This window comes from Ottowia sp. oral taxon 894 (assembly GCF_001262075.1).
Classification (GTDB): Bacteria; Pseudomonadota; Gammaproteobacteria; order Burkholderiales; family Burkholderiaceae_C; genus Ottowia; species Ottowia massiliensis.
Map to the genome: position 1 here is coordinate 804,192 of NZ_CP012073.1, position 21,787 is coordinate 825,978.

The following is a 21,787-nucleotide window of genomic DNA, read 5'->3' on the forward strand; positions in this document are numbered from 1 at the left end:
GCGCGCAATTCACCATCGGCGCCGGCCCCGTCAATTCGGGCGGCAAGAAAAGCGGTTCAGCAGCGCGCGCCGCCCGGGCAGTGCTGAATCTCGATGGTGCTGTGCGCCACTTCTTCGTGAATGGCGATGCGCTGGCGCAAGGCGTCGGCGGTGAGCGTGCGGTCGTGCGTGACCACCGTCAGCGCGCAGGCGTAAACGTCTTTGGACACGCGCCACACGTGCAAGTCGCTCACGCGGGTGCAGCCCGCGTCGGGCGGGTTTTCAATGGCTTCGCGGATTTCGGCCACCACGGGCGCGTCCATCTCGCGGTCGAGCAGCACCTTGCCCGTTTCCACGATCAGGCCCTTGGCCCACACGCCCACCAGCACTGCGCCCACGATGCCCATCACGGGGTCCATCCAGTTCCAGCCCCAGGCCCAGCCGCAGGCCAGCGCGGCAATGGCGAGCACCGACGTGGCCGCATCGGCTATCACGTGGATGTAGGCGGCCTTCAGGTTCAGGTCTTCATGGCCGTGATCGTGCGAATGGCCGTGATCGTGATCGTGCCCGTGCGCGTGTGAATGTGGATGGCCGTGCCCGTGCGAATGGCCGTGCCCGTGATCGTGCGCGCCGCCCAGAATGAAGGCGCTGGCCACGTTCACCGCCAGCCCCAGCAGCGCCACGGCGATGGCCTCCGCGTAGCGGATGGGCTGCGGCGCCAGCAGCCGCTCCAGCGAGCCGGCCACCATCAGCGCTGCCACGCCCGCCAGCAAGATGGCGCTGGCAAAGCCCGCCAGCACTTCAATCTTCCAGGTGCCGAAGGCAAAGCGCGTGTCTTTGGCCAGACGGCGCGCGGCCGCGTAGGCAAAGGCCGACAGGCCAATGGCCAGCACGTGCGAACTCATGTGCCAGCCATCGGCCAGCAGCGCCATCGAGCCAGTCCACCAGCCCGCGCCGATTTCCAGCAGCATGGCCGCCACCGTCAGCGCCAGCACCAGGCGCGTGCCGCGCTCGGCCTTTTTCTGCTCCTGGCCGTGTGGGTTGAAGTCGTGCGTATGCGTCCAGCGCGAGAGGTCTTCGGTGTGCATGTTGCGAAACCCTTGCAAATGAAAACCGCCGATTCTCATGGCTGCCGCCCCGGCCCGGCGGCCAAAGGCGACACGTCAGCAGGGGCATGTGCGCCGGAAACCTGTTCTATGCCGGACTCCCGCAGTCAGGCGATGGTCAGCGCCACCTCGCCCACGCCTTCGATGCCGCCGGCCAGCGCGTCTCCCGCGCGCACCGCGCCCACGCCCTCGGGCGTGCCGGTGTAGATCAGGTCGCCCGGCTGCAAGCGGTAGTACTGCGAGAGATTGGCAATCACCTCGGGCACGCTCCAGATCATGTCGGCCAGATCGCCCTGCTGGCGCAGCTGGCCGTTCACGCTCAGATGAATGCGCCCCGCTTGCGGATGGCCGATGGCGCTGGCTGGCGCCAGCGGCGAGATGACGGCGGCGTTTTCAAAGTCTTTCGCCAGGCTCCAGGGGCGGCCTTTCGCCTTGGCGGCAGCCTGCAAATCGCGCCGCGTCATGTCCAGCCCGCAGGCGTAGCCCCACACGCAGTCCAGCGCCTGCTCAGGCGCAATGCGCAAGGCGCTTTGCCCGATGGCCACGACCAGCTCCACCTCGTGGTGCAGCTCGTCCGTGCCCGGCGGGTAAGGCACGGCCGCGCCGCTGGGCGCAAGCGCAGCGGGCGATTTGCAAAAGTAAAACGGCGGCTCGCGCGCGGGGTCAGACCCCATTTCGCGCGCATGCCCCGCGTAATTGCGCCCCACACAGAAGATGCGCGAGACGGCGTAAAGCGACGAAGCGCCGCGCACGGCCACGGCGGGCCGCGCAGGCGGAGGAAAAACGTAGGCAGTCATGGCGAAAACACAAAAAAGCGAAGGGCGGCGGCGCGCCCTTCAAAAAAACCGTCTTTCAGCCGCCGAACTCGCGCCCCAGCTCCTGCGCGCGCTGGCGCGCCGCGTGCATGGCAGCGATGAAAGCCGCATCCACGCTCGCCGCCTGCATGGCCGAAAGGGCGGCGAAAGTGGTGCCGCCCTTGCTCGTCACGCGCTCGCGCAGCGCGGCGGGCGGCTCGCCAGAATGGGCGGCCAGCGCGCTGGCGCCGCTGAACGTGGCAATGGCCAGGCGCAGCGCGTCGGCGGCGGGCAGCCCCATCTGCCCGCCCGCTTGCTGCATGGCCTCCAGAAAGTAGAAAACGTAGGCGGGGCCGGAGCCTGACAGCGCCGTCACGGCGTCCAGCAGCGGCTCCTCGCTCACCCACAAATGCTCGCCCGTGGCGTCGATCACGCGGCAGGCCAGCGCGCGGTCGGCCTCGCTGGTTTCGGGCCGGGCATACAGCCCCGTCATGCCCCGCCCCGCCAGCGCGGGCGTGTTGGGCATGGCGCGAATCACGCGCGGCGTGCCCAGCCAGCGGGCCAGGCTGTCCGTGCCGATGCCCGCCGCCACTGAAAGATGCAGCGCCTGCCGCGCATGCGGAGCCACCGGCGCGGCCGCCTGCGCCAGCACCTGGGGCTTGACGGCCCAGACCACCAGCGCGGCCTGCGCCAGCGCGGCCCGCGCCGCTTCGGCGTCTGGCAGCGCAGCCACGCCCAGCCGCTCGCGCAGAGCTTGCGCCTGGGCCGCCTGCGGCTCAATCACGGTGATGTCCGCCGCAGGCGCGCCCTGGCGCAGCAGCCCGCCCGCAATGGCGCTGGCCATGTTGCCGCCGCCGACAAAAACGATGGGAGGAAGGGGAAAGCTCATGAAACGTCCTGAAATAGCGTTGCGCGGGCCAGGATTTTCAGGCTGGAAGGCTGCGCTTCGCGGCAAACCCGGGCGAGGCAACGCGCGCGGCCTGCTCCGCCCGGCGGATCGCGCAAGGGAAAAGCGCCCGGAACATCAAAAACAGGAGCTGATTCAAGGTGCCCAAAACGGCCCTCGCGCACATTCCACTAGGACATCACGCTATGTAAAAAGGAGCTAAAAATGCCACTCAAACACACTCCCGCCTCCGGCCCCTGCGGGATTTCAGGCCGCTTCCTGGCGGAGCTGATAGCCAATGACAAGCGCGCCCGCTTCAAAGCACGGCATGCCCAGCGAGATGTGGCCCCTGGCGTGCAGAACGCAGCTGCTGCGGCGCAGGGCCAGCTCGGTGTGCTGGCCGTCGTCAAAGCACACCCAGGTGCCGTAGGTGCTGGTGTCGGCCAGGGAAATATTGCCGTTGCTGTATTCCAGCCGGGCATGCTGGCGCGAGGCGCGCGGGTCGGCGATGACGAAGTGGCACTGCGGCGCGCGCCCCAGCAGAACGGGCATTTCGCCGGAGCGGAAAGTGGCCGACGCGCCTTCCCTCACAAGCGTGATGGCGTATTTGGGAAGCGGCGGCATGCCGCTTGCGCTGCCAGCGTCGATGGCGCCGGAGATGGTGAGAAAGTCGGTGCTGGCGCTGTCGTCCCACTCAATCTGGAACACCGCGCGCGGCTGCCTGAGGCCGCGTATGGCCAGGCTGCCCAGCGGGCGGCTGCGCGGCGGCCGCGCTTGCGGGCCAATGCCTTCCATGACTTCGCGCGCAGCCAGAATGCGGCCGCCGCCGGCCATTTCGCACAGGCGCGCGGCCAGGTTCAGCGCCTCGCCGTAGACGTCATCGCTCAGGCGCACCACTTCGCCAGCGGCCATGCCCACGCGCAGGCCCCTGCGCATGGGCGGCGGCCAGCGGTTCAGATGACGGGCATGCCTGCTTTGCACGGCCATGCTGGCGCGGATGGCGGCAGCCGGGCTGTCAAAGGCGGCCAGCACGCCATCGCCCAGCCGTTTGATGATTTCTCCGCCGCAGCTCTCGCACACGCGGCTGATCCAGCGGGTGAGCCTAGCCATGGCGCCGGCGACCTGCTCATTGCCCAGTGTTTCAAATGCGCTGGCGCTCCCGACCAGATCAATGAAGACGATGGTCTGGCTTCGATTCATGGCGGCAACGCGCGCCCGCCGGAGAGGCCGCAGGCGCTTTCTTTTTTGGAGTTTTTGACGTGGAGTCACGTGGGGCGCGCGGACCGTCCGCGCAGAATGCGTGATTTTACGGAGCCAAGGCCTGAAACCCGCTCTCAACGCCTGTTCAGGCCCTGATCGGGATGGGCTTTTTGCGCCCACGGGCGGACGGAAGCAGCCCTGATTTCCTGCTCCTGCGCGGGCGGGCGGCAGCTCCTACAATCCCGCGCCCCATGCCCGCCGCCCTCTCCTTTCAGTCCGTCAGCAAGCGTTACGCGCCCCTGCGCGGCGGCGCGCCTGCCTTTATGGCGCTGGATGAGGTGTCGTTTGACGTGGCCGAAGGCGGCATTCTGGGCCTGCTGGGGCCTAACGGCGCGGGCAAAACCACGCTCATCAGCATTCTGGCCGGGCTGGCGCGCGCCAGCAGCGGGCGGGCGCTGGTGCTGGGGGTGGACGCGCAGCGCGAGCCGCTGCGCGCGCGCCGCCTGCTGGGCGTGGTGCCGCAAGAGCTGGCGAGCGACCCCTTTTTCAGCGTGCGCGAGGCGCTGCGCCTGCAATCGGGCTATTTCGGCATCCGGCGCAATGAGGCGTGGATTGACGAGCTGCTGGCCCATCTGGGCCTGGCCGACAAGGCCGACGCCCAGCCGCGCCATCTTTCCGGCGGCATGAAGCGGCGGCTGATGGTGGCGCAGGCGCTGGTGCACCGCCCGCCCGTCATCGTGCTGGACGAGCCGACGGCGGGCGTGGATGTGGACTTGCGCCAGAGCCTGTGGCAGTTCATCGCGCGCCTGAACCGCGAGGGCCACACCATCATGCTGACCACGCACTATCTGGAAGAAGCCCAGGCGCTGGCGGGCCGCATTGCCATGCTGCGCAAGGGCCGCCTGGTGGCGCTGGACGACACCGCCGCACTGCTGGCCAGCACCCGCGCCAGCCAGCTCAGCTTCACCGTGGCGGGCGCGGCGGGTGATGCGGGGCAGGCCGGCGTTCTGGAGCGCCTGCCCGCCGCCTTGCTGCCGCAGGCGCGCGTGACAGGGCGCGTGGTACAGCTGAACGTGCAAAGCGCCGACGACGTGGAGCAGGCACTGGCCGCCGTGCGCCAGGCCGGCCTGCTGGCCGAAAACGTGGAAGTGCGCCACACCGATCTGGAAGACGTGTTCCTGAACGTGATGGCCGCGCGCTGAAAAAACCAAAGGTTCCCTCTGATGACCGGCTGGCAAACCCTGTTCTACAAAGAAGTGCTGCGCTTTTGGAAAGTGGGCCTGCAAACCATTGGCGCGCCCGTTTTCTCGGCGCTGCTGTATCTGCTCATCTTCAGCCACGTGCTCGACGCGCACGTGCAGGTGTATGAAGGTGTGAGCTACACCGCCTTTCTCGCGCCGGGGCTGGTGATGATGAGCGTGCTGCAAAACGCCTTCGCCAACAGCTCCTCCAGCCTCATCCAGAGCAAGATCACGGGCAGCCTGGTCTTTGTGCAGCTTGCGCCGCTGTCGCACCGCGCCTGGTTTGCCGCTTACGTCGGCTCGTCCATCGTGCGCGCGCTGGCCGTGGGCCTGGGCGTGGGCGCGGCGGCCTGGCTGTTCGCGCGCTTTTCGCTTGCGCAGCCGCTGTGGGCGCTGGCTTTTGCGCTGTGCGGCGCGGCGCTGATGGGCGCGCTGGGGCTGATTGCCGGGCTGTGGGCCGAAAAGTTCGACCAGATGGCCGCCTTCCAGAACTTTCTCGTCATGCCGCTGACCATGCTCTCGGGCGTGTTCTATTCCGTTCACTCGCTGCCCGCTTTCTGGCAAAGCGCCAGCCGCCTGAACCCGTTTTTCTACGTGATTGACGGCTTTCGCTACGGCTTTTTCGGCATAAGCGACGTCTCGCCCTGGCTGGCCCTGGGCGTGACGGCCGCCGCCAGCGCCGCCTGCTCCCTGCTGGCGCTGGCCCTGCTCAAAAGCGGCTACAAGCTGCGCAGCTGAAGCGCCTTCTTTCACACCTCCCGCTCCCACTTTCACAAAGGAACGCCCACATGGACGCAGAAGAAATCCAAACCCTGATTGCCGCCGCTTTGCCCTGCGAGCACCTGCAAGTGCAAGGCGATGGCCGGCACTGGTTCGCCCTCATCGTCTCGCCCGCCTTTGAGGGCAAGCGCCCCATCCAGCGCCACCAGCAGGTTTATGCCGCCCTGGGCGAAAGCCTGAAAAGCGAAGCCCTGCACGCCCTTTCCATGAAAACCCTCACGCCCGCCGAATGGGCGCAGCGGCAGGCAAAGCCGCAGGCCTAAGCCCCGCTGGCAGCCCGCCGTCAAGAGCCTGTGCAGCCCCCCTTCACGCCCGCCGCAGCGCCCAGCCAGCGAAATCAGGCACGCGGAAAAACAGGCTGGGCGGCGTGAAGCCGCAGCCCCCGGCCAGTGCGGCGAACGCTTCAGGCGTGAGCGGAAAAAAGTCTTGTTGCAGGCGGGAACGCATGACTTGCGCCTTCTCGGCGGGCAGGCCCAGGGCCGTCACGCACTCAATCAGCGCCTCGCGCTCATCAGGCTGGGCGGCAATCAAATCGCTGAGCAGCAGCGGCGCGCCGGGCTTCAGGCGCCGGGCAATGCCTTCGAGCAACTGGCGCTTGCCCTCCAGGCCTTCAATGAAGTGCATGACCAGGTGGCAGACAGCGCCGTCGTGCGGCTCTTGCGGGGCGCTGTCCAGAAAGCCGCCGTGCCAGTCGATCTGCGGCACGCCCGCCGCCAGGCACTTCTGCCGCGCCAGCGCCAGCATCTCGGGCATCGGCTCCACGGCGGTGTAGCGCCACGATTTGCCCACCTGCCGCGCCATCTGGTGCAGCGCCAGCAAGTCCGCGCCGGTGCCCGCGCCCACGGCCAGCACGCGCGCGCCATCAGGCAGCCACTGCCCCAGCAGGGCCGCGCCGCCGTGGTGCAGCACGGCATAGCCAGGCACAAGAGAGGGAATGCGGCCGTCGTAATGCTGCACTTCCTGCGCAGTGAAGTGCGAGAGGCTGGAGCGCGGATCGGGCAATGGCTGTGTCATGGCAAAGGAATGGAAGGGTGTGAAAAGAAAAAAGCTGGGAAAGCCGCTGGCAATTCGCCCCGGCCCCGCGAAAGCGGGCGGCCCGAAAGCGGTACAGGAGTTGTTCTGGGTGGACCTTTTTTAGCTCCTTTATCCATAGCATGAGGTCCTAGATGAATGTGCGCCAAGGCCGTTTTCATAGGGCCTGAATTCGCTCCTTATTTCGATGCGCCAGCCCTCGTGCGAGCGCATCCATCCAGCGCCCTGCCAGCGCAGCCATGCCAGCGGAAGCGACAGCCAGCGCGGCCACCAGCGCAGCGCTGCCCGCGCCGTCAAGCAGCCAGCCGGCCAGCGGCATGAGCGCCAAGCGCCCCAAAGCGAAGAAGCTGGCTTGCAGGCCGTAGTCCGCCGCCTGGCAGGCGGGGCGCGCGCGTTCCATCATCAAGCCGAAAGCCACACTGGCCGAAATGCCCGTGGCGCAAGCCAGCCAGCCGCTGGCGGCAATGAGCCACGCAGCACTGGCCTGGCAGGCCAGGCAGGCGGCCAGCGCTGCCAGCGCAGCCGCGCCAAACCAGGTAGCGCGCGGTAGCAAGGCGGGCAGCCGCGCCGCTGGCGCAAGCAAGCCGGTGAGCAAGCTGGCCGCCGCACCCAACGCGCCGCCGCCCACGCCCACAATCCAGGCCACCTGTTCGGCAGCAAAGCCCTGGCCCAGCAGCATGGGCTTCAGGTAAACCCAAGCTGCACCGACAAGAGGAAAACACCCCGACAGCAACGCCAGCCAGCGCCAGGCGCCCGGCTGCGCCAGAAAGCCGCGCAGCAGCGCAGGCCACGTGGCGGGCGATGCCTGCACCCCTGTTACTGCCGAAGGCCGCGCGCCGCCATCGTCCTCGCCCGCCCCGTCCATGCGCAACGTGGGCAGCAACGCCAATGCCAGCGCGAGCAGGCCCGCCATGCCGTAAAACGGCGCGCTCCAGCCCAGGCGCTGCGAGAGCACCAGCATCACCCCGCCGCCCAGCACGGCCGCGCCGAACATGGCGGCCGAGCGCACGCCGCCAGCCCGCGCGCGCTCGGCGGGCGGCAATACGCGAATTTGCAAGGCGCTGACGGGCACATCAGCCCAAGTCGCCAGCAGCACGCAAGCCAGCAACAAGGCGAACAGCACCGGGCGGGCGCTATGGATGGACGCGAAGGCCAGCGCCAGCAGCGCCGCGCCGTAGCCCGCGCCCAGCGCCAGGCTCCAGGCCCGGTAGCGCCGCGCCTGATGAGCAGGCGTTGCACGCTCATCAGGCGCACGCTCGATCGGCGCGGCCAGCAGCAGCTTGAAGACCGCTGGCACGCCCGCAAGCTGGAACAGGCCGATTTCCAGCCCGCTCCAGCAGTGCTGGCGCATGAGCAGCGGCAAACCCAGCGCCAGATAGATCATGGGGCTGCTCAAAGCCAGGTGCAGCAGGCCGAAGACGAATTGCGGCCAGAAAAAGGACGCTCGCACGCGTGAAGATGACAAAGGCATGGCTGGGCGGTCAGAAGGCGCTTTGCTATTGGTTTGATGGCTGCCGGCGCACGTTTTCATGGGCTTTGCAGCAGCCTGGATGCCGCCTCACAGCCGCCATATCACCCGCAACCCCAGCTCGCGCGGCGGGCTGTAGATGACGATGTTGGCAAAGGGAAAGCCCCGCGCGTCATAGCGCCGGTTGCCTGCGTTGCGCACCCAGGCGCTGATTTCGGTGCGGCCCATGCGCCAGCCCGCGCTCAGGTCCAGCAGGGCATGGCCGCTCTGATAGTGCAGGTTGGCCGCATCCAGCCAGATGCGGCGGCTGGCGCTCAGGCGCATTTGCGCGTACCAAGGGCCGGGGTCATAGCGCAGGCCCAGGTGGGCGGTGGCGGCGGGCGTCATGGGGTTGCGATGGCCGTCATAACGATTGGCCCCGTCAGAAAAATGCCCGAAGCGCGTGCGGTTGAGCGCCACGCCCGCCTGCACCAGCCAGGAGCGGGCGGGCAGCCATTCGGCCTCCAGCTCGGCTCCGCGCGAGGTGGCGCTGGCCGCATTGGTGATGAACACCTGCCCCGGCGCGCCCATTTGCTGCACCTGCATGTTGTGCAGCCGCGTGTAGTACAGGGCAGCGGTGTAGCGCAGGCGGCGCCCTGGCTGGCCCTTGACGCCCAGCTCGAAGGAGCGTGCGCGCTCAGGCCCGTAGCTGCGCCACCGGACTGGAGCAAAGGCGTTGAAACCGGCGGCGCGGAGACCGTCCGCCACGCTGGCCCACAGCAAGGCGTCGCGGGCGGCGTATTGCACGGCCACTTTGGGCGACATCCGCGTGCCGCTTTGCGACAGGGTTTGCGCCGCAGGCGCGTTCTCGAAACCAAAGCGCAGGCGGCTTCGCTCGATGCGCGCGCCCAGCGTGAGCGTCCACGGCCCCGTCAGCGGAATGTTCCAGTGCGTAAAGGCTGCCAGCGTATGCCCGCGCTGCCAGGCGCGGGTGGGCGTAAGGGCCAGGGGCGTTTTCTGCACGAAGCCAAGGCGGTCGCGGTCGCGATCGGCATACAGGCCCAGCAGCCAGTCGCCGCCGCGTCCGCTGCGCCCTTGCAGGCGCAACTCCTGCGAGAGTGTGTTGAAACGGTGCTGGCGCTGCACGTGCATCAAGTCGGCGGGCATGAAGTCGGTGTCTTGCTGCAAACGGTCTTCAAACACATTGCTGGCGGTGATGGAGCGCAGGCGCAGCCCGCCGCCGAAGTCGTGCGTCACATCAGCCGACAGCGTATGCCCGCGCGAGGTATTGCTGCCCAGCCAGCCCGAGCGCACGGTGGCGCGCGGCGCGGCCACAGCGCCCCAGGCGCTGGCGCCATCGTCATCGCGGCGGGCGCTGGCGCGCAGGTTGATTTCAGTGCGCGCCGAGGGTGTCAGGCGCAGTGTGAGGCGGCCGTTGTACTGCTGGCGGCCGTCTTCGCGGCGGCCCGTGTGCAGGTTGCGAATGAAGCCGTCTTGCCGCATGAATTCGCCCGCAACGCCCAGATACGCGCGGCCCGGCTTCAAAGCGCGGCTGGCATCGGCGCGCAGCACGGCGCGCCGGCGGCTGCCGCCTTCAGCTGACAGCAGGGCATAGGGCGCATCGCCCGGCTGGCGCGTGACGACGCTGATCACCCCCGCCTGCGCGTTGCGCCCGTAAAGAGTGGACTGCGGGCCGCGCAGCACCTCCACGCTTTGCGCGCCCAGCAGGCTGTCGCCAAAACCCTGCCCGCGCAGCGTGGGCACGCCATCCACCAGCAGCGCAACGGCGGACGAAAAGCCGACGATGTTGGCCGTCATGCCGCGCATCACCGGTGGTGTGATGCTGCTTTGCCCCACAGGCTGAAAAGTCAGACCGGGCGTCATCTGCGCCACGCCCTGCAAATCGCGCACGCCTTCGCTGGCCAGCTCCTCGCCTGCGAAGGCCGTCACGCTTGCCGCTACCGCGTCCAGCGACTGACTTTGCTTATTCACCGTCACAGTCACAGCGGGCAGCGTCGGGTCAGCTTCGGGCGCGTCAGGCAAACCGGACGAATCCGGCAGCGCCTGCGCCGCCAGGCGCGCAGAAGCTGCAAGAAAAGACAAGGCAAAACAGGCCAAACGCATACAACATTCCAGGACAAGACGATGCCCGCATTCTGGGAAATGTTCGCATTCATGAAAATATGCAAACCAGCCAGATTCATATGTAAAACCGACATGCCCCTGCCCACATGCCGCCTCACCCCAGCAGACGCACACGCCGAGCGGCGCGGCCCCTGGAGCCGCACCCGCCTGCCGCCCGCGCTGGGCGACTGCCACAGCGACAGTGTGAGCCTGGCCCCGGGCCTGACCCTGATTGCCACCCGCTACCGGCCCGAGCGCGACCTGGTGGAAGAAAGCCGCCGCTGCCTGCCGCGCCCGCTGCTGAGCCTGACCTTCGGGCTGCAAGGCCACTCGTCTTTTGAAGAGCGGCGCGGCCAGCAGCTTCGCTTTGACTGCGGCAGCGTCACCGTCTCCAGCTTCATCGACGCCCAGGGCGAGCGCCGCTACAGCGGCAGCGCCGAGCAACACGTCGAGCAACTGCGCCTGCAACTGGACGAAGATCTGCTCACCGCCTACTTGGGCGAGGCCGCCGCCCGCCAGCTTTTGCGCCATGCCAGCGGCGTGCGCCTGCTGGCCTGCCGCCCCGCCAGCGCCGCCGCCCTGGCCCATGCCCGCGCCCTGGCCTGGCAGGCCGTCCATCCGGCGCCAGACACGCCGGGCAGGCTGCTGGCCCTGCACGCTGGCGCGCTGGCCCTGTTGCACGAGCAACTGCGCCTGCTGCCCGCCAGCGGCCCCACGCCCCTGTCCGCCGCGCCCCCAGCCGAAAGCCCTCGCTTGCTGCGTCCGCAGGAGGCCGCCCGCATGGAGCAGGCCCGCCGCTGGCTGCTGGCGCACGCGCATGAAAGCGTTTCCATCCGCCACCTGGCCGACGAGCTGCACATGAGCGAAAGCCGCCTGCGCCGCAGCTTCCGCCAAGCCTGGGGCGGCAGTCCGCAAGACTTTCACACCCGCGCGCGCATGGCGCTGGCCCTGCGCCACCTGCAAGCCGGCTGCCGCGTGACTGAAACCGCCTGGCGCGTGGGCTACGGCCAGCCAGGCAATTTCAGCCAGGCCTTCACTCGCCACTTCGGCTATCCGCCCAGCCAGGCGCGCTGCTTAAAAGATTGTGAACAGATTCTCAGGCTACGGCCCAGGCCAGCAGAATCAGCGCCACCATCAGTGTGAACAGGGCCAGCAGCGCGTTGCGCCACAGGGCGGGGGCGTGGCGCAGTTCCATGAATTCCAGAATCACCCCCAGCCCCTTGAGCCAGGCCAAGCCAAAGATGAGCCACACCACGGGCGTGTGAGCTGGCGTGTCCAGCTTGCCGCTGGCGTCCAGCCACCAGGTTGTGGCCGTGGCCGCCAGAAGCAGCAGCCACACGAGATCAATCAGGCGCAGTTTCATGGCCAGGCCCTTTCAGTGCATCACGTAAACCAGCGGGAACAGCACCAGCCACAGCAGATCAACCAGGTGCCAGAAGGCCGCCGCCGTTTCCAGCGCGTAGCCGCTGGGCGCGTTTTTCGGCTGCCGCGCCAGACCCGCCCCCACCAGCAGCAGTGCCAGCAGCCCTGCCAGCACATGCAGCAGGTGAAAGCCGGTGAGGATGAAATAGAAGTCGAAAAACAGATTGGTGGACAGCCCGATGCCTTCGGCCGCCTTGTCAGCGTATTCATGCAGCTTGAAAACGACAAAGCCTGCGCCCAAGGCCCAGCCAGCCGCCAGCCATAGCAGCCCGGCGGTTTTGCCGCCCTCGCGCACGGCCAGCACGGCGCGCGCTACGCACCAGCTGGCCGTCAGCAGCAGCGCCGTGTTGATGGCTCCCGCGCTGACATTCAGCCGCTGTTGCGAAGCGTTGAACAGCTCCAGATGCGCCACGCGCGCGAAAGCGAAAGCGCCAAACAGCACGCAAAAGGTCAGCGCCTCCAGCAAGACGACGTACCAGACGAACTGATCGCCAGGCAAACGCCGCGCCTGCGCCGGGGAAGGGGAAAGTGCGGAAGAGATGGATTCAGTCATGGGCAGCGGCTGATGGTAGCCCGCGCGCCGCGCCGGAAGGCGCGCCCATGCCACGGTTAGGGCCATAGGCTGGCGGCGGGTTTTCTTCTGCTTGCTCCGTAATGCCCGGCTGGCAGGCGCTGGCGGGCGCAGTCATGAGCCAGCGTGCGCCCAGCGCCCCGGCATGCCAAGCCAGGCAGATGGGCTGGTCTGGCCGCGCCTGAATGTAGAGGCCGATGTCCACCGGCAGCCATTGACGGAGCGCGCCTTGCGCACCGCCCGGTGAAAGCAGGAGAGCGGCCAGAAGCAGGAAGCCAGCGTCAGGCCCAGCGTGGCCCATACCCGCGCCGATGAAGGCTGAGGCCCCTGCGCCAGTTCAGCCATGCGCCAGACAGCCAGCGCCGCATGACCCGCCGCCAGCGCCGCACCGCAGGCCCACAGCGCCTTCGCGGCCAGCCGCTGGCGCTGGCGGCGGGCCGTGCGGAGGCCGGACGGACGTGAACGGAAAGCGGTCGGCATGAGCAAACGGCGTGAGCAAGCGGCATGCAAGGTGGCGGCAGAAAAGAAACGCCGCAATGTTTAACTTAACGCAAACAAATATCTTTTTACATAGAATGCGACTGTTTCTTGAACATGTTCTTTTGAAAGGTGAATTTCATGTCCATTGGCATTCCGGCGCGCCTGAGCGCCATTTCCCTTGCCCTGCTGGCGCTGCCCGTCAGCGTGGCGCTGGCCCAGGGCGCAGGCCAGGCGGCCCAAACCGCGCACACGGCGCAAACAACCCACAAGGCCAAGGCCAAGGCCAAGGCCGATGCGGACGACAGCGCCACCGGCTACACGCTCGATACCGTGCAGGTCACGGCCAGCAGCGCCGCTGGCGGCGTCAAGGGCCGCCAGACGGTCGATAAAAACACCGTGGTGGACATGAAAGACGTGCTCTCGCAGCAGCCCGGCGTGCACGTCAGCGGCGGCAACGGCGCTTCGCAGATGTTCAGCATTCGCGGCCTGGGTGAAAACCACCTCACTTTCACCGTGGACAACGCCGGGCAAAGCTCGCAAGTCTTTCACCACCAGGGCCGCTTCATGTTCGACCCTGCGCTGCTCAAGAGCATTGAAGTGGAAAAAGGCGCGGGCGCGGCCAGCGCGGGCATCGGCGTGACAGCCGGCGCCATCCGCATGACCACCGTGGATGCGCCCGATTTGCTCGCCCCCGGCCAGAACTTCGGCGCGCGCGTGAGCGCCAGCGCGCAAAGCAATAAGGGCGCAGGCGCTTCGCTTGCCGGCTATGGCCGCTTTGGCGAGCGCTTTGACGGCCTGCTCATGCTCAACGGCGTGAACCAGAAAGACTACAAAGACGGCGACGGCAAAAAGGTTGAGCACTCCGCCGTGGACCAGCGCTCGTACCTGCTCAAGCTGGGCTGGAATCTCGCGCCTGATCACCGCCTCTCCATCAGCCAGCGCCATGAAGGCCAAAGCGGCAACCGCACCTTGCGCCTGAACGTGGCCGGCCTGGCGGGCTGCCCGCTGTATGACGGCGACCTGAAATACGACACCACCAACCTCGAATACAAGGGCCGCAACCTGGGCTTTGCGCAAAAGGCCGACGCCAACATCTATCACACCAAGATGGATGACTCCAAGCGCGCGCTAGGGCCTTTGGGCGGCTGCCGCGCCACTTCGCCCTACAACCACTCCAACGTCAAGAGCACGGGCGCCAACGCGGGCTTTGTCACGGCTTGGCAAGACCACCGCATCAAATACGGCGTGAACGTGCGCCGCGAGGAAGTCAACAACCTGGTCAGCCGCACTGGCGAGAAAAAAACCGACTGGGGCCTGTATGGCGAAGGCATCTGGGCCTTCGAGCCGTTCACCATCACCACCGGCCTGCGCTATGACCACTTCAGCCTGACCACGGCCCGGGGCAAGAGCGCCAGCAAAGGCCAGCTCAACCCCAGCATCAACGCCATTTGGGACATCAGCCCGCAATGGAGCCTGCATGCCGGCGTGGCGCAAGCCAGCCGCAGTCCGCGCCTGCAAGAGGCCATGCTCCTCAACCTCTCGCGCGGCGTGGCCGACGGCGTCAAGGCCGAGCGCGCCGTCAATACCGAAATCGGCGCGCAGTGGCAAAGCGGCCCCTTCACTGCCTCGGGCGCGGTGTTCCGCCAGGTCACGCACGACTACCTGGGCAACAACGCCCGCAACGAGCAAGACAACGTGGGCAAGCTCATCAACCGGGGCTACGAGCTGGAAGCGGGCTGGCGCGACGGCCCCTGGCAGGCGCGCGCGGCCATGACGCACAGCAAGCCCCGTCTGGAAGGCAGCCTGGGCGGCTTGTCCTCCACGCTCAACTACACGCCCACAGGCCGCCAGTGGCATACGCAGCTGAGCTACCGCTTCGCCCAGCCGCGCCTTGAAATCGGCTGGCGCGGCCAGTTCACCGAAAGCCTCACCGTGCCCGTCGTCAACCGCGCGGGCGTGCAAACCGGCAGCCAAACGCTGCGCTCGGTCATCCTGCACAGCCTCTACGCCAACTGGCAGCCGCTGGGCCACGACCGCTTCAACGTGAACCTGAGCGTGCACAACGTGGCCAACCGCCTCTACCGCACCCAGCGCAGCTCCATCCTGGAGCCGGGCCGCGACTGGCGCCTGAGCGTGAACTGGCGGTTCTAAACCTGCCCCGGCGCGCGGCCCTTCGGCCAAGCGCCGCACCTCATGCCATGCGCAAAGCCGCCGCAGCGCGAAGCTCCGGCGGCTTTTTTCTGCACGCTTCAAGTCTGGGGTGAACCCGCAACCCAGCCCCGGAAACCGGTTTACGGTCCGCCTGAAAGGAGGCGAAAAGACCATATCGAGGAGGGCACTCAATTTCGCTCCTGTATCAATAGCATGAGGTCCTAGTGAAAACTGCGCAGAATGTCATTTCAACCCCATTTAATTTGCTCCTGTTTTTAATCTACCCCGGCAGACAATCCTGCCTGGAAAGGCGCCTACCCCCGGTAACCACCCTAGCTAGGCAACCATGCACATTGTCCTTACCATGTCTGCCGTTTCAACCACTCATCGTGAATGGGAGCGCAAACCATGCGAATCAGTCCGAGCAGTCCAAACTTTCACGCAGTCAGCACGCGCCCGATGGACGCTGCCGCTTCATCCGCCCGCCAGGTCGATCACAGCCGTGGCTATCCCGTAGGCGACGGAACCTTTGCCAGCAGCGTCAGGGGCACGGCTCCGCAGCGCGAACGGGATTTGCAGCTGGCCATGATGTCCAACGATGCCTACAAATCCGACGCTCCAGGCGCAACAGGCACCCAGTCTGAACGCGAACTGGAGCAAGCCGGATGGCGGCGTTTGAGGCCCGAAGGCGATCACCTGGTGGATGCGCAAGGCAATCGCATCCCCATCTCTGCCGCTGACCTGCATGACCCCACGACCGGATTTGACGCGGCCATTTATCAAAATGCACAAGGCCAATATGTGGTGGCCTATCGCGGCACTGACAACTGGAGTCCGGGCGCAGGCGGCGATCTCACCACCAATGCCGGGCAGGGCGCCGGCCTGAAAACCGAGCAATATCAGCAAGCGGTTGCCTTGGCCCAGAATGCCGAAAAAATATTCGGCAAAGGCAATGTGGTTTTCACGGGGCATTCGCTGGGAGGCGGCCTGGCTTCCGCCGCCATGCTGGCAACGGGCGCGCCCGGCGTTACTTTCAATGCGGCGGGTTTGAGCGACAACACCATTCGCGCCCTGCAAGGCAACCCCAATGAAGTTCGCGCGGCGATGGCAGACAACGGGCAAATTCGCCGCTATGTCGTCGATGGCGATTTGCTGACAACGGCGCAGCAAAAAAGCGAAGCCACAAAAGGCTGGCAGCAATTTGGAATTACCAGCATTCTGGGCGGCTCCTTGCCTGATGCGGTGGGGCATGAATTGCATGTGAAACCCTCCCAAACGACGGATAAATCGGGCCTTATGGGGCCAGTCAATCTGCACGGCGGCGGCCAGGACAACACGTCCTATGTGGAGGCCCTGCGTGAAAACGCTGCATATGAGAAATCAAATCCGCTGCCTATCCTGAATGTCTTTGAAAATCTTTCCGAGGCAAAGGTTAATCTCTTGGCCTCTGCGGGCAAGAATGGATTTGACTTTGGTTCTGAAGCTGTTGGCGCATTGCACGAAACGCGCGGCGAGATGTCGGCAGTTGTCAAAAACGATCTGGCGAAAGGCCAGCTGATTGAAGGCAGCGTGCGTTTGACGGGGCAAGCCGCCGATGCCGCCCTGGACATCACCGGCAGCGCAGTCAGGCAAGGAGCCGACTTTGCCGGTGATGTCGTCATGGAAGGCTCCACCCTCGTTGGCAAGTTCATACGCAATACGGGCAAGCAAGTGGGCCTGGAATCAGGCTTCAACAAGGTGGCCTCTTTTGTTGAAACGGCTGGCCAAGGCATCAACACGCTGATGGATAAAGCGGGCGACCTGGCAGGCCGTGGGCTGGACAAGCTGGGCGACGGCATTCAATGGGCCACTGGAAAATTGGGTGATGGCATTCAATTGGCCCGCGATGCGACTCTATGGGCGGCTGGCAAAGCCGTTGATGGAGCCAAATGGGCTGCTGGGAAAGCCGTTGATGGAGCCAAATGGGCGGCCGGAAAAGCCGTGGATGGAGCGCGATGGGCTGCCGGCAAAGTGGCAGACGGCGCAAATTGGGCGGCTGGCAAAGTGGCTGAAGGCGCAAAATGGCTTGCAGACAGCAAGCTCAACCCCGCAAACTGGTGGTAAGCAATCCGTTCAAAGAGAAAAGCCGGTTTTTTGATCACCTGTGTCATCATCAACGCCCGCCGGAAACGCCGGGCGTTTTTGTCTTTATCGGAGCGTTGACTCTCCATGGCCGCTTCAATGCTGACGTGACGGGGCACCCCTATGCCGCAAACCCCTTTCATCCATTTTTCCAGGCGTTTGCCAGCATTACTGGCATTGTTTTTTTCAATCATCCTGGCGACAGCCGCCTGTGGCCAGCAAGGAACTCAAATGAACTCTGAAAATTTCGGCTCTCCCAAGGCTGCGGCTCTTTATGCGGCGGCGGCCGGTGGCGATATGGCCCGCGCGCGTGAGCTGATTGCCGATGGCGCCGATCCCGATAGCCTCAATGCACGCGAAATGTCTTTGCTGGGCGTGGCCATGAAAGAAGGCAACCGGACGGCCTTTGACAATTTGCTGGAGCTGGGCGCTTCCCCCAGCCATCTGGGGCAGGCGCGTGATACGCCCATGCATATGGCAGCCATACTGGAAGACAGTTACTGGCTCAAAACCATGCTCAAACGCGGCGCTTCCACCGAAGGGAAAAACAAATTGGGAGAAACGCCGCTGTTTGCTGCTTTAGGCCCCAATACCGAAGCCAATGTGCGCCTTTTGCTCGATGCGGGCGCGAATATTCATGTGCGCAATAAAAATGATGAAACGCTGGTACACAAGGCCGCTTCTATCAACAGTTATGGCGATGTGCTGCGGTTTCTTGAACTGGGCGTGGATCCGCGCGCCACAGATCGCTGGGGCTACACATTCCAACATGCGTTTTTCAACACGCCTGAAAACCTGCTGATGGCCAGCGCCAAGGCCCAGCGCGAGAAGGTGCGGGGCTGGTTGCGCGAGCGCGGCATCGCCGTGGAAGACCACGCCTCGCGTTAGCGGGGCCGGGGAAGGCTTGTGTTTGGTAGCTGCGTGAGGGCGCTGGAAGTTGCAGGGCTGCATCCACGACGCCAGCTCATCAGTGCGACGGCCTGAAGCGCGATAGCGACACGCATAGGCCCATTGCCCGGGCAACGCCTGAATGAACCGCCCGGCCTTGCCATGAATTTTGAGCGTATAGGGCTTGGTTCGAAAGCGCCCGATCTTCAGGCCGCAGCAACTTGGTGAAGCGCTGTCACCGGATTTCCAAAAGCCAGCCGCTTCAAAAGCAGCGCTCATGACACAGGGTTTGCAAGCGTTTCATCCACTTGGGCAGCCAGTTTCGGGCGAGATGCGGGCCGGGTCATGAACCGCCGCCATGTCATCAGCTGGGCTGCGTTTGCGTGCCTGCCGCCCGTGGCTGCACAGCCTGCCGCTTCCGCCGCGCCTGATCGACGCAACTGGCTGGAAAACTTTGGCCCCGCGCGCCAGCCGTGGATCGACAAGCTGCGCAGCCTGCGCCAAGGGCGCGCCGAGGTTTTTCGCATTGTGCAAATTGGCGATTCGCATACGGCGGGCGACTTTTTCACGGGCGGGCTGCGCGCCGCGCTGCAAGAGCGGTGGGGCAACGCGGGGGCGGGCTGGGTCTGGCCCGTTGCCGTGGCGGGGCAGCGGGCCGCCGTCATGCAATACGCCGCTAGCGGCTGGCGCGTGCTGACGGCGCGGCAGGAAGGCAGCGGCTTTCCTCTGGGCGGCGTGCTGGCGCGCTCGGAGCCTGGCGGGGGGCGTCTGCTGCTCACGCCCGCAGCAGGCTACGCAGGGCCGCAGCGCGTGACGGCGCTGGCGCGGCCCGCGCGCGCCAGCGGCCCGCTGCAGTTTGAGGATGCGCAGGGCCTGGCGCATGCCGAAGCGCCTGAAGCGCCTGAAGCGCCGCATGGCCAGGGCTGGCGCGCCATGGCCTTTCGGGCTGAGCCGCCGCTGCGCATCACGGCCCAGGCGGGCGATGTGTGGGAACTCGGCCCTATGGGTTTTGAAAACGGCGGCGCGGGCGTCACCGTCTCGGCGCTGGGTTTGAACGGCGCGCAAATCACCCACGCCGAACGCTGGCGGAGCGGCTGGCCGCAAGATTTGCTGGCCATGCGGGCTGATTTGCTCATCTTCGCCTTTGGCACGAATGAGGCTTTTGATCCGCGCCCCGACCCGGCCCGCGCTGAAGCCGCTTGGGCGCGCGTGCTGGACGCCGCCCGCCGCGCCCTCCCCCGCGCGGGTCTGCTCCTGCTGGGCGCGCCTGACGCGCTGCGCCCCGGCGCGCTCCAGACAGAGGCAGAGACAGAGAGCGACTGCGGCCGCCCCCTGTGGCTGGGCCTGGCGCAGCGCATGCAGCGCCGCCAGGCGCAGGCCGCCCAGGCCGCCTGGTGGCCCTGGCAAGACGCAATGGGCGGCCCCTGCACGGCGCGCCGCTGGCAGGCCGAGGGCCTGATGGCCCCCGACGGCGTGCATTTCACCCCCGCTGGCTACGCCCGCGCCGCCCGCCAGCTGGCTGACAGCCTGGCGCGTCTGGCGGGCTGAAGCCCGTTCATGGCCTGCACGCGTGCAGCAAGGCGCGAACAACGCGGCCGCGATGAGCCGGTTGCTGGCGCAATGCGCTATTTCAGCCGCCTATTTCGCTACTCTATTCGTAGCATGATGTCCTAGTTGATATTGCGCTGAACGGTATTTCCTGCCCCTTGAATTCGCTTCTGTTTTTGATGATGCCGCCTGACGGAATGGGACGGCCAGAAAGCGCCAACCCATGCGCCGGCCGCGCCAGCAGCCCGCCCGGGAGCGCGGCAAAGCCGCTTGGAACATGCGCGCGGGCAGAGATGCGCGGGAATGGCGCGCAGAGATGGCGCGCGGCGCGTGCCGCGCCTTCGCGCATTGCGTGACAATCCGTGCTTTTGCTGCAACGGGCTGTGACATATTTCCGCTTTGGAACCCGTTTCCGGGCAGCTTGGCCTGCCCTGTTGCGCTTTTTCACTTCAACCGGAGACTTTGTTCATGTCCTTGCATTTCCGCGCCAAATTCCATGCCGTCGCCCTGGCGCTGGGCGCTGCCTGCGCGCTGCCCGCCCATGCGCAGACGGAAATCCAGTGGTGGCATTCCATGTCAGGCGCTTTGGGCGAGTGGGTCAATGACCTGGCCAAGGAGTTCAACGAAAGCCAGCAGGAATACCGCGTGACGCCCACCTACAAGGGGCAGTACGGCGAGTCGATGACGGCCGCCATTGCCGCCTTCCGCTCGGGCAACGCGCCGCACATTCTTCAGGTGTTTGAAGTGGGCACGGCCACCATGATGGCCAGCAAGGGCGCCATCAAGCCCGTGGCCGAGGTCATGAAAGAAGCGGGCCTGGCCTTCGACCCCAAAGCCTACGTGCCCGCCGTGGCCGGCTACTACACCGCGCCCAATGGGCAGATGCTGAGCTTTCCCTTCAACAGCTCCACCACCGTTTTCTTCTACAACAAGGACGCCTTCAAGGCCGCCGGACTGGACGCTGACAAGCCGCCCAAAACCTGGCCCGAAGTGAAGGAGGCCGCGCAAAAGCTCAAGGCCGCCGGCCACAAGTGCCCCCTGACCACCAGCTGGGTGAGCTGGACGCAGCTGGAGAGCTTTTCGGCCTGGCACAACGTGCTCTTCGCCACGGAAAACAACGGCTTTGGCGGCACGGGCGCACGCATGGCCGTGGACTCGCCGGTGCACCTGCGCCACATTGAAAACCTGGCCGGCATGGCCAAGGACGGCCTGCTGATCTACAAGGGCCGGGGCAATCTGGCCGACGCCACCTTCGTCTCGGGCGAATGCGCCATGACCACCGGCTCCTCGGGCCTGTACGCCAACGTCAAGCGCAACGCCAAATTCGCCAGCGGCATCAGCACCCTGCCCTACTACCCCGACGTGCAAGGCGCGCCGCAGAACACCGTGATCGGCGGCGCCAGCCTGTGGGTGATGGGCGGCAAGAAGGCTGACGAATACAAGGGCGTGGGCAAGTTCTTCGCCTTCCTCGCGCAGCCTGAAGTGGCGGCCAAGAGCCACCAGCGCACGGGCTACCTGCCCGTGACCATCGCCGCCTATGAACTGACGGAGAAATCGGGCTTTTACAAGGAAAACCCCGGCACCGATGTGGCCGTGCAGCAGATGATTCGCCAGACCACCGACAAGTCGCGCGGCATCCGCCTGGGCAACTTCGTGCAGATTCGCACCATCGTCGATGAGGAGCTGGAAGGCGTGTGGAGCGGCAAGCAAAGCCCGAAGCAGGCGCTGGACGCCGTCGTCAAGCGCGGCAACGAGCAGCTGGAGCGCTTCCAGAAAGCGCACAAGTGAGGGCCTGAAGCGCCCCGCGCGCCGCCCCGGCGGGAGTGAACGCGGGGCCGCCCTGAACGCAGGGCCGCCCGTTTTTTGCGTTTCTCCAGAGCGGCCCCGCCAGGATTGCGCCGCCTGCCGCTGTGCCTTCCTGGCCTTCTTTGCGCGGGCCGCGCGGCGGCCCCGTGCCAAGCATGCCCCGCATAGAATGCGCGGTTTGGGCTGGCCGCCAGCCAGTTACACAGGCAAC

At 66.2% G+C, this 21,787-nt stretch carries 21 protein-coding genes and 1 pseudogene; 11 read left to right on the forward strand and 11 right to left on the reverse strand.

Annotation, left to right across the window (positions count from 1 at the left end; genetic code table 11):
• Nucleotides 1-56: 56 nt before the first annotated feature.
• The 4 genes from dmeF to ADJ79_RS03440 all read right to left on the reverse strand — a co-directional run bounded on the left by dmeF (nt 57) and on the right by ADJ79_RS03440 (nt 3,965).
• Nucleotides 57-1,067, reverse strand: coding sequence for a CDF family Co(II)/Ni(II) efflux transporter DmeF (gene dmeF / locus ADJ79_RS03425; RefSeq protein WP_050714792.1), 1,011 nt, complete (start codon nt 1,065-1,067; stop codon nt 57-59).
• A 125-nt stretch (nt 1,068-1,192) separates the two neighbouring features.
• Complete coding sequence (locus ADJ79_RS03430; RefSeq protein WP_050714793.1) at nt 1,193-1,882, reverse strand: fumarylacetoacetate hydrolase family protein; 690 nt, start codon at nt 1,880-1,882, stop codon at nt 1,193-1,195.
• Between the two features lie 55 nt (nt 1,883-1,937).
• Nucleotides 1,938-2,768, reverse strand: a complete 831-nt coding sequence (gene proC, locus ADJ79_RS03435) for a pyrroline-5-carboxylate reductase (RefSeq protein WP_050714794.1) — start codon at nt 2,766-2,768, stop codon at nt 1,938-1,940.
• Nucleotides 2,769-3,032: 264 nt separating this feature from the next.
• On the reverse strand, nt 3,033-3,965 hold the full coding sequence (locus tag ADJ79_RS03440; RefSeq protein ID WP_050714795.1) for an adenylate/guanylate cyclase domain-containing protein: 933 nt from the start codon (nt 3,963-3,965) through the stop codon (nt 3,033-3,035).
• Nucleotides 3,966-4,216: 251 nt separating this feature from the next.
• Between ADJ79_RS03440 and ADJ79_RS03445 the strand changes: the two genes are divergently transcribed.
• Genes ADJ79_RS03445 through ADJ79_RS03455 form a run of 3 tightly spaced genes read left to right on the forward strand, consistent with a single transcriptional unit; the run spans nt 4,217 to nt 6,249 of the window.
• Nucleotides 4,217-5,167: an ABC transporter ATP-binding protein gene (locus ADJ79_RS03445; protein WP_050714796.1), complete on the forward strand. Its 951-nt coding sequence runs from the start codon at nt 4,217-4,219 to the stop codon at nt 5,165-5,167.
• A gap of 21 nt (nt 5,168-5,188) precedes the next feature.
• Nucleotides 5,189-5,944: an ABC transporter permease gene (locus ADJ79_RS03450; RefSeq protein ID WP_050714797.1), complete on the forward strand. Its 756-nt coding sequence runs from the start codon at nt 5,189-5,191 to the stop codon at nt 5,942-5,944.
• A gap of 50 nt (nt 5,945-5,994) precedes the next feature.
• Complete coding sequence (locus ADJ79_RS03455) at nt 5,995-6,249, forward strand: BolA family protein (RefSeq protein ID WP_050714798.1); 255 nt, start codon at nt 5,995-5,997, stop codon at nt 6,247-6,249.
• A 43-nt stretch (nt 6,250-6,292) separates the two neighbouring features.
• On the opposite strand, the gene ADJ79_RS03460 is transcribed toward ADJ79_RS03455, so the two are convergent.
• Entirely contained in the window at nt 6,293-7,000 is a 708-nt protein-coding gene (locus ADJ79_RS03460) for a class I SAM-dependent methyltransferase (RefSeq protein WP_050714799.1), read from the reverse strand.
• Between ADJ79_RS03460 and ADJ79_RS15555 the strand changes: the two genes are divergently transcribed.
• Complete coding sequence (locus ADJ79_RS15555; RefSeq protein ID WP_256381507.1) at nt 6,999-7,124, forward strand: hypothetical protein; 126 nt, start codon at nt 6,999-7,001, stop codon at nt 7,122-7,124. The genes ADJ79_RS03460 and ADJ79_RS15555 overlap by 2 nt on opposite strands.
• Nucleotides 7,125-7,175: 51 nt before the next feature.
• On the opposite strand, the gene ADJ79_RS03465 is transcribed toward ADJ79_RS15555, so the two are convergent.
• Together ADJ79_RS03465 and ADJ79_RS03470 are read right to left on the reverse strand one after the other, a co-directional pair.
• Nucleotides 7,176-8,489: an MFS transporter gene (locus ADJ79_RS03465; RefSeq protein WP_050716378.1), complete on the reverse strand. Its 1,314-nt coding sequence runs from the start codon at nt 8,487-8,489 to the stop codon at nt 7,176-7,178.
• Nucleotides 8,490-8,576: 87 nt separating this feature from the next.
• Complete coding sequence (locus ADJ79_RS03470) at nt 8,577-10,568, reverse strand: TonB-dependent receptor (RefSeq protein WP_253273859.1); 1,992 nt, start codon at nt 10,566-10,568, stop codon at nt 8,577-8,579.
• Between the two features lie 114 nt (nt 10,569-10,682).
• On the opposite strand from ADJ79_RS03470, the gene ADJ79_RS03475 reads away from it, so the two are divergent.
• Complete coding sequence (locus ADJ79_RS03475; protein ID WP_050714801.1) at nt 10,683-11,732, forward strand: AraC family transcriptional regulator; 1,050 nt, start codon at nt 10,683-10,685, stop codon at nt 11,730-11,732.
• On the opposite strand, the gene ADJ79_RS03480 is transcribed toward ADJ79_RS03475, so the two are convergent.
• Genes ADJ79_RS03480 through ADJ79_RS13965 form a run of 4 tightly spaced genes read right to left on the reverse strand, consistent with a single transcriptional unit; the run spans nt 11,686 to nt 13,062 of the window.
• Nucleotides 11,686-11,952, reverse strand: coding sequence for a cytochrome C oxidase subunit IV family protein (locus ADJ79_RS03480; protein WP_050714802.1), 267 nt, complete (start codon nt 11,950-11,952; stop codon nt 11,686-11,688). The two genes, ADJ79_RS03475 and ADJ79_RS03480, sit on opposite strands and share 47 nt — an antisense overlap.
• 12 nt (nt 11,953-11,964) lie before the next feature.
• Nucleotides 11,965-12,564: a cytochrome c oxidase subunit 3 gene (locus ADJ79_RS03485; protein WP_050714803.1), complete on the reverse strand. Its 600-nt coding sequence runs from the start codon at nt 12,562-12,564 to the stop codon at nt 11,965-11,967.
• The gene (locus ADJ79_RS13960) at nt 12,557-12,700 is read right to left on the reverse strand and encodes a hypothetical protein (protein ID WP_156304003.1); all 144 of its coding nucleotides are present in this window, start codon (nt 12,698-12,700) and stop codon (nt 12,557-12,559) included. Before ADJ79_RS13960 ends, ADJ79_RS03485 begins: the two co-directional genes overlap by 8 nt.
• Complete coding sequence (locus ADJ79_RS13965; RefSeq protein WP_156304004.1) at nt 12,697-13,062, reverse strand: hypothetical protein; 366 nt, start codon at nt 13,060-13,062, stop codon at nt 12,697-12,699. Before ADJ79_RS13965 ends, ADJ79_RS13960 begins: the two co-directional genes overlap by 4 nt.
• A gap of 138 nt (nt 13,063-13,200) precedes the next feature.
• Here ADJ79_RS13965 and ADJ79_RS03495 point away from each other — a divergent pair, with 138 nt between their 5' ends.
• The 6 genes and pseudogenes from ADJ79_RS03495 (at nt 13,201) to ugpB (ending at nt 21,558) form a co-directional block, all read left to right on the forward strand.
• On the forward strand, nt 13,201-15,213 hold the full coding sequence (locus ADJ79_RS03495; protein WP_050714805.1) for a TonB-dependent receptor: 2,013 nt from the start codon (nt 13,201-13,203) through the stop codon (nt 15,211-15,213).
• A gap of 588 nt (nt 15,214-15,801) precedes the next feature.
• Nucleotides 15,802-16,158: pseudogene (locus tag ADJ79_RS15680) on the forward strand (hypothetical protein); the annotation flags it as partial.
• Between the two features lie 102 nt (nt 16,159-16,260).
• Complete coding sequence (locus ADJ79_RS15375; protein ID WP_253273861.1) at nt 16,261-17,316, forward strand: hypothetical protein; 1,056 nt, start codon at nt 16,261-16,263, stop codon at nt 17,314-17,316.
• A gap of 141 nt (nt 17,317-17,457) precedes the next feature.
• Entirely contained in the window at nt 17,458-18,222 is a 765-nt protein-coding gene (locus tag ADJ79_RS03505; protein ID WP_082202883.1) for an ankyrin repeat domain-containing protein, read from the forward strand.
• A 345-nt stretch (nt 18,223-18,567) separates the two neighbouring features.
• Nucleotides 18,568-19,770, forward strand: a complete 1,203-nt coding sequence (locus ADJ79_RS03510; protein WP_050714808.1) for a GDSL-type esterase/lipase family protein — start codon at nt 18,568-18,570, stop codon at nt 19,768-19,770.
• A 468-nt stretch (nt 19,771-20,238) separates the two neighbouring features.
• A complete protein-coding gene (ugpB, locus tag ADJ79_RS03515) occupies nt 20,239-21,558 on the forward strand; it encodes a sn-glycerol-3-phosphate ABC transporter substrate-binding protein UgpB (RefSeq protein WP_050714809.1) in 1,320 nt (439 codons plus the stop codon).
• The last annotated feature ends 229 nt before the right edge of the window (nt 21,559-21,787 follow it).

Bases quoted from the DNA above. Each gene is read 5' to 3' on its own strand.
- ADJ79_RS03475 (WP_050714801.1), top strand. From the start codon at position 10,683: ATGCCCCTGCCCACATGCCGCCTCACCCCAGCAGACGCACACGCCGAG.
- ugpB (WP_050714809.1), top strand. From the start codon at position 20,239: ATGTCCTTGCATTTCCGCGCCAAATTCCATGCCGTCGCCCTGGCGCTG.
- ADJ79_RS03510 (WP_050714808.1), top strand. From the start codon at position 18,568: ATGAACCGCCGCCATGTCATCAGCTGGGCTGCGTTTGCGTGCCTGCCG.
- dmeF (WP_050714792.1), bottom strand. From the start codon at position 1,067: ATGCACACCGAAGACCTCTCGCGCTGGACGCATACGCACGACTTCAAC.
- proC (WP_050714794.1), bottom strand. From the start codon at position 2,768: ATGAGCTTTCCCCTTCCTCCCATCGTTTTTGTCGGCGGCGGCAACATG.
- ADJ79_RS03495 (WP_050714805.1), top strand. From the start codon at position 13,201: ATGTCCATTGGCATTCCGGCGCGCCTGAGCGCCATTTCCCTTGCCCTG.
- ADJ79_RS03450 (WP_050714797.1), top strand. From the start codon at position 5,189: ATGACCGGCTGGCAAACCCTGTTCTACAAAGAAGTGCTGCGCTTTTGG.
- ADJ79_RS03440 (WP_050714795.1), bottom strand. From the start codon at position 3,965: ATGAATCGAAGCCAGACCATCGTCTTCATTGATCTGGTCGGGAGCGCC.
- ADJ79_RS03480 (WP_050714802.1), bottom strand. From the start codon at position 11,952: ATGAAACTGCGCCTGATTGATCTCGTGTGGCTGCTGCTTCTGGCGGCC.
- ADJ79_RS13960 (WP_156304003.1), bottom strand. From the start codon at position 12,700: ATGACTGCGCCCGCCAGCGCCTGCCAGCCGGGCATTACGGAGCAAGCA.
- ADJ79_RS03455 (WP_050714798.1), top strand. From the start codon at position 5,995: ATGGACGCAGAAGAAATCCAAACCCTGATTGCCGCCGCTTTGCCCTGC.
- ADJ79_RS03460 (WP_050714799.1), bottom strand. From the start codon at position 7,000: ATGACACAGCCATTGCCCGATCCGCGCTCCAGCCTCTCGCACTTCACT.
- ADJ79_RS03485 (WP_050714803.1), bottom strand. From the start codon at position 12,564: ATGACTGAATCCATCTCTTCCGCACTTTCCCCTTCCCCGGCGCAGGCG.
- ADJ79_RS13965 (WP_156304004.1), bottom strand. From the start codon at position 13,062: ATGCCGACCGCTTTCCGTTCACGTCCGTCCGGCCTCCGCACGGCCCGC.
- ADJ79_RS03430 (WP_050714793.1), bottom strand. From the start codon at position 1,882: ATGACTGCCTACGTTTTTCCTCCGCCTGCGCGGCCCGCCGTGGCCGTG.
- ADJ79_RS03505 (WP_082202883.1), top strand. From the start codon at position 17,458: ATGCCGCAAACCCCTTTCATCCATTTTTCCAGGCGTTTGCCAGCATTA.
- ADJ79_RS03445 (WP_050714796.1), top strand. From the start codon at position 4,217: ATGCCCGCCGCCCTCTCCTTTCAGTCCGTCAGCAAGCGTTACGCGCCC.
- ADJ79_RS03465 (WP_050716378.1), bottom strand. From the start codon at position 8,489: ATGCCTTTGTCATCTTCACGCGTGCGAGCGTCCTTTTTCTGGCCGCAA.
- ADJ79_RS15555 (WP_256381507.1), top strand. From the start codon at position 6,999: ATGGCAAAGGAATGGAAGGGTGTGAAAAGAAAAAAGCTGGGAAAGCCG.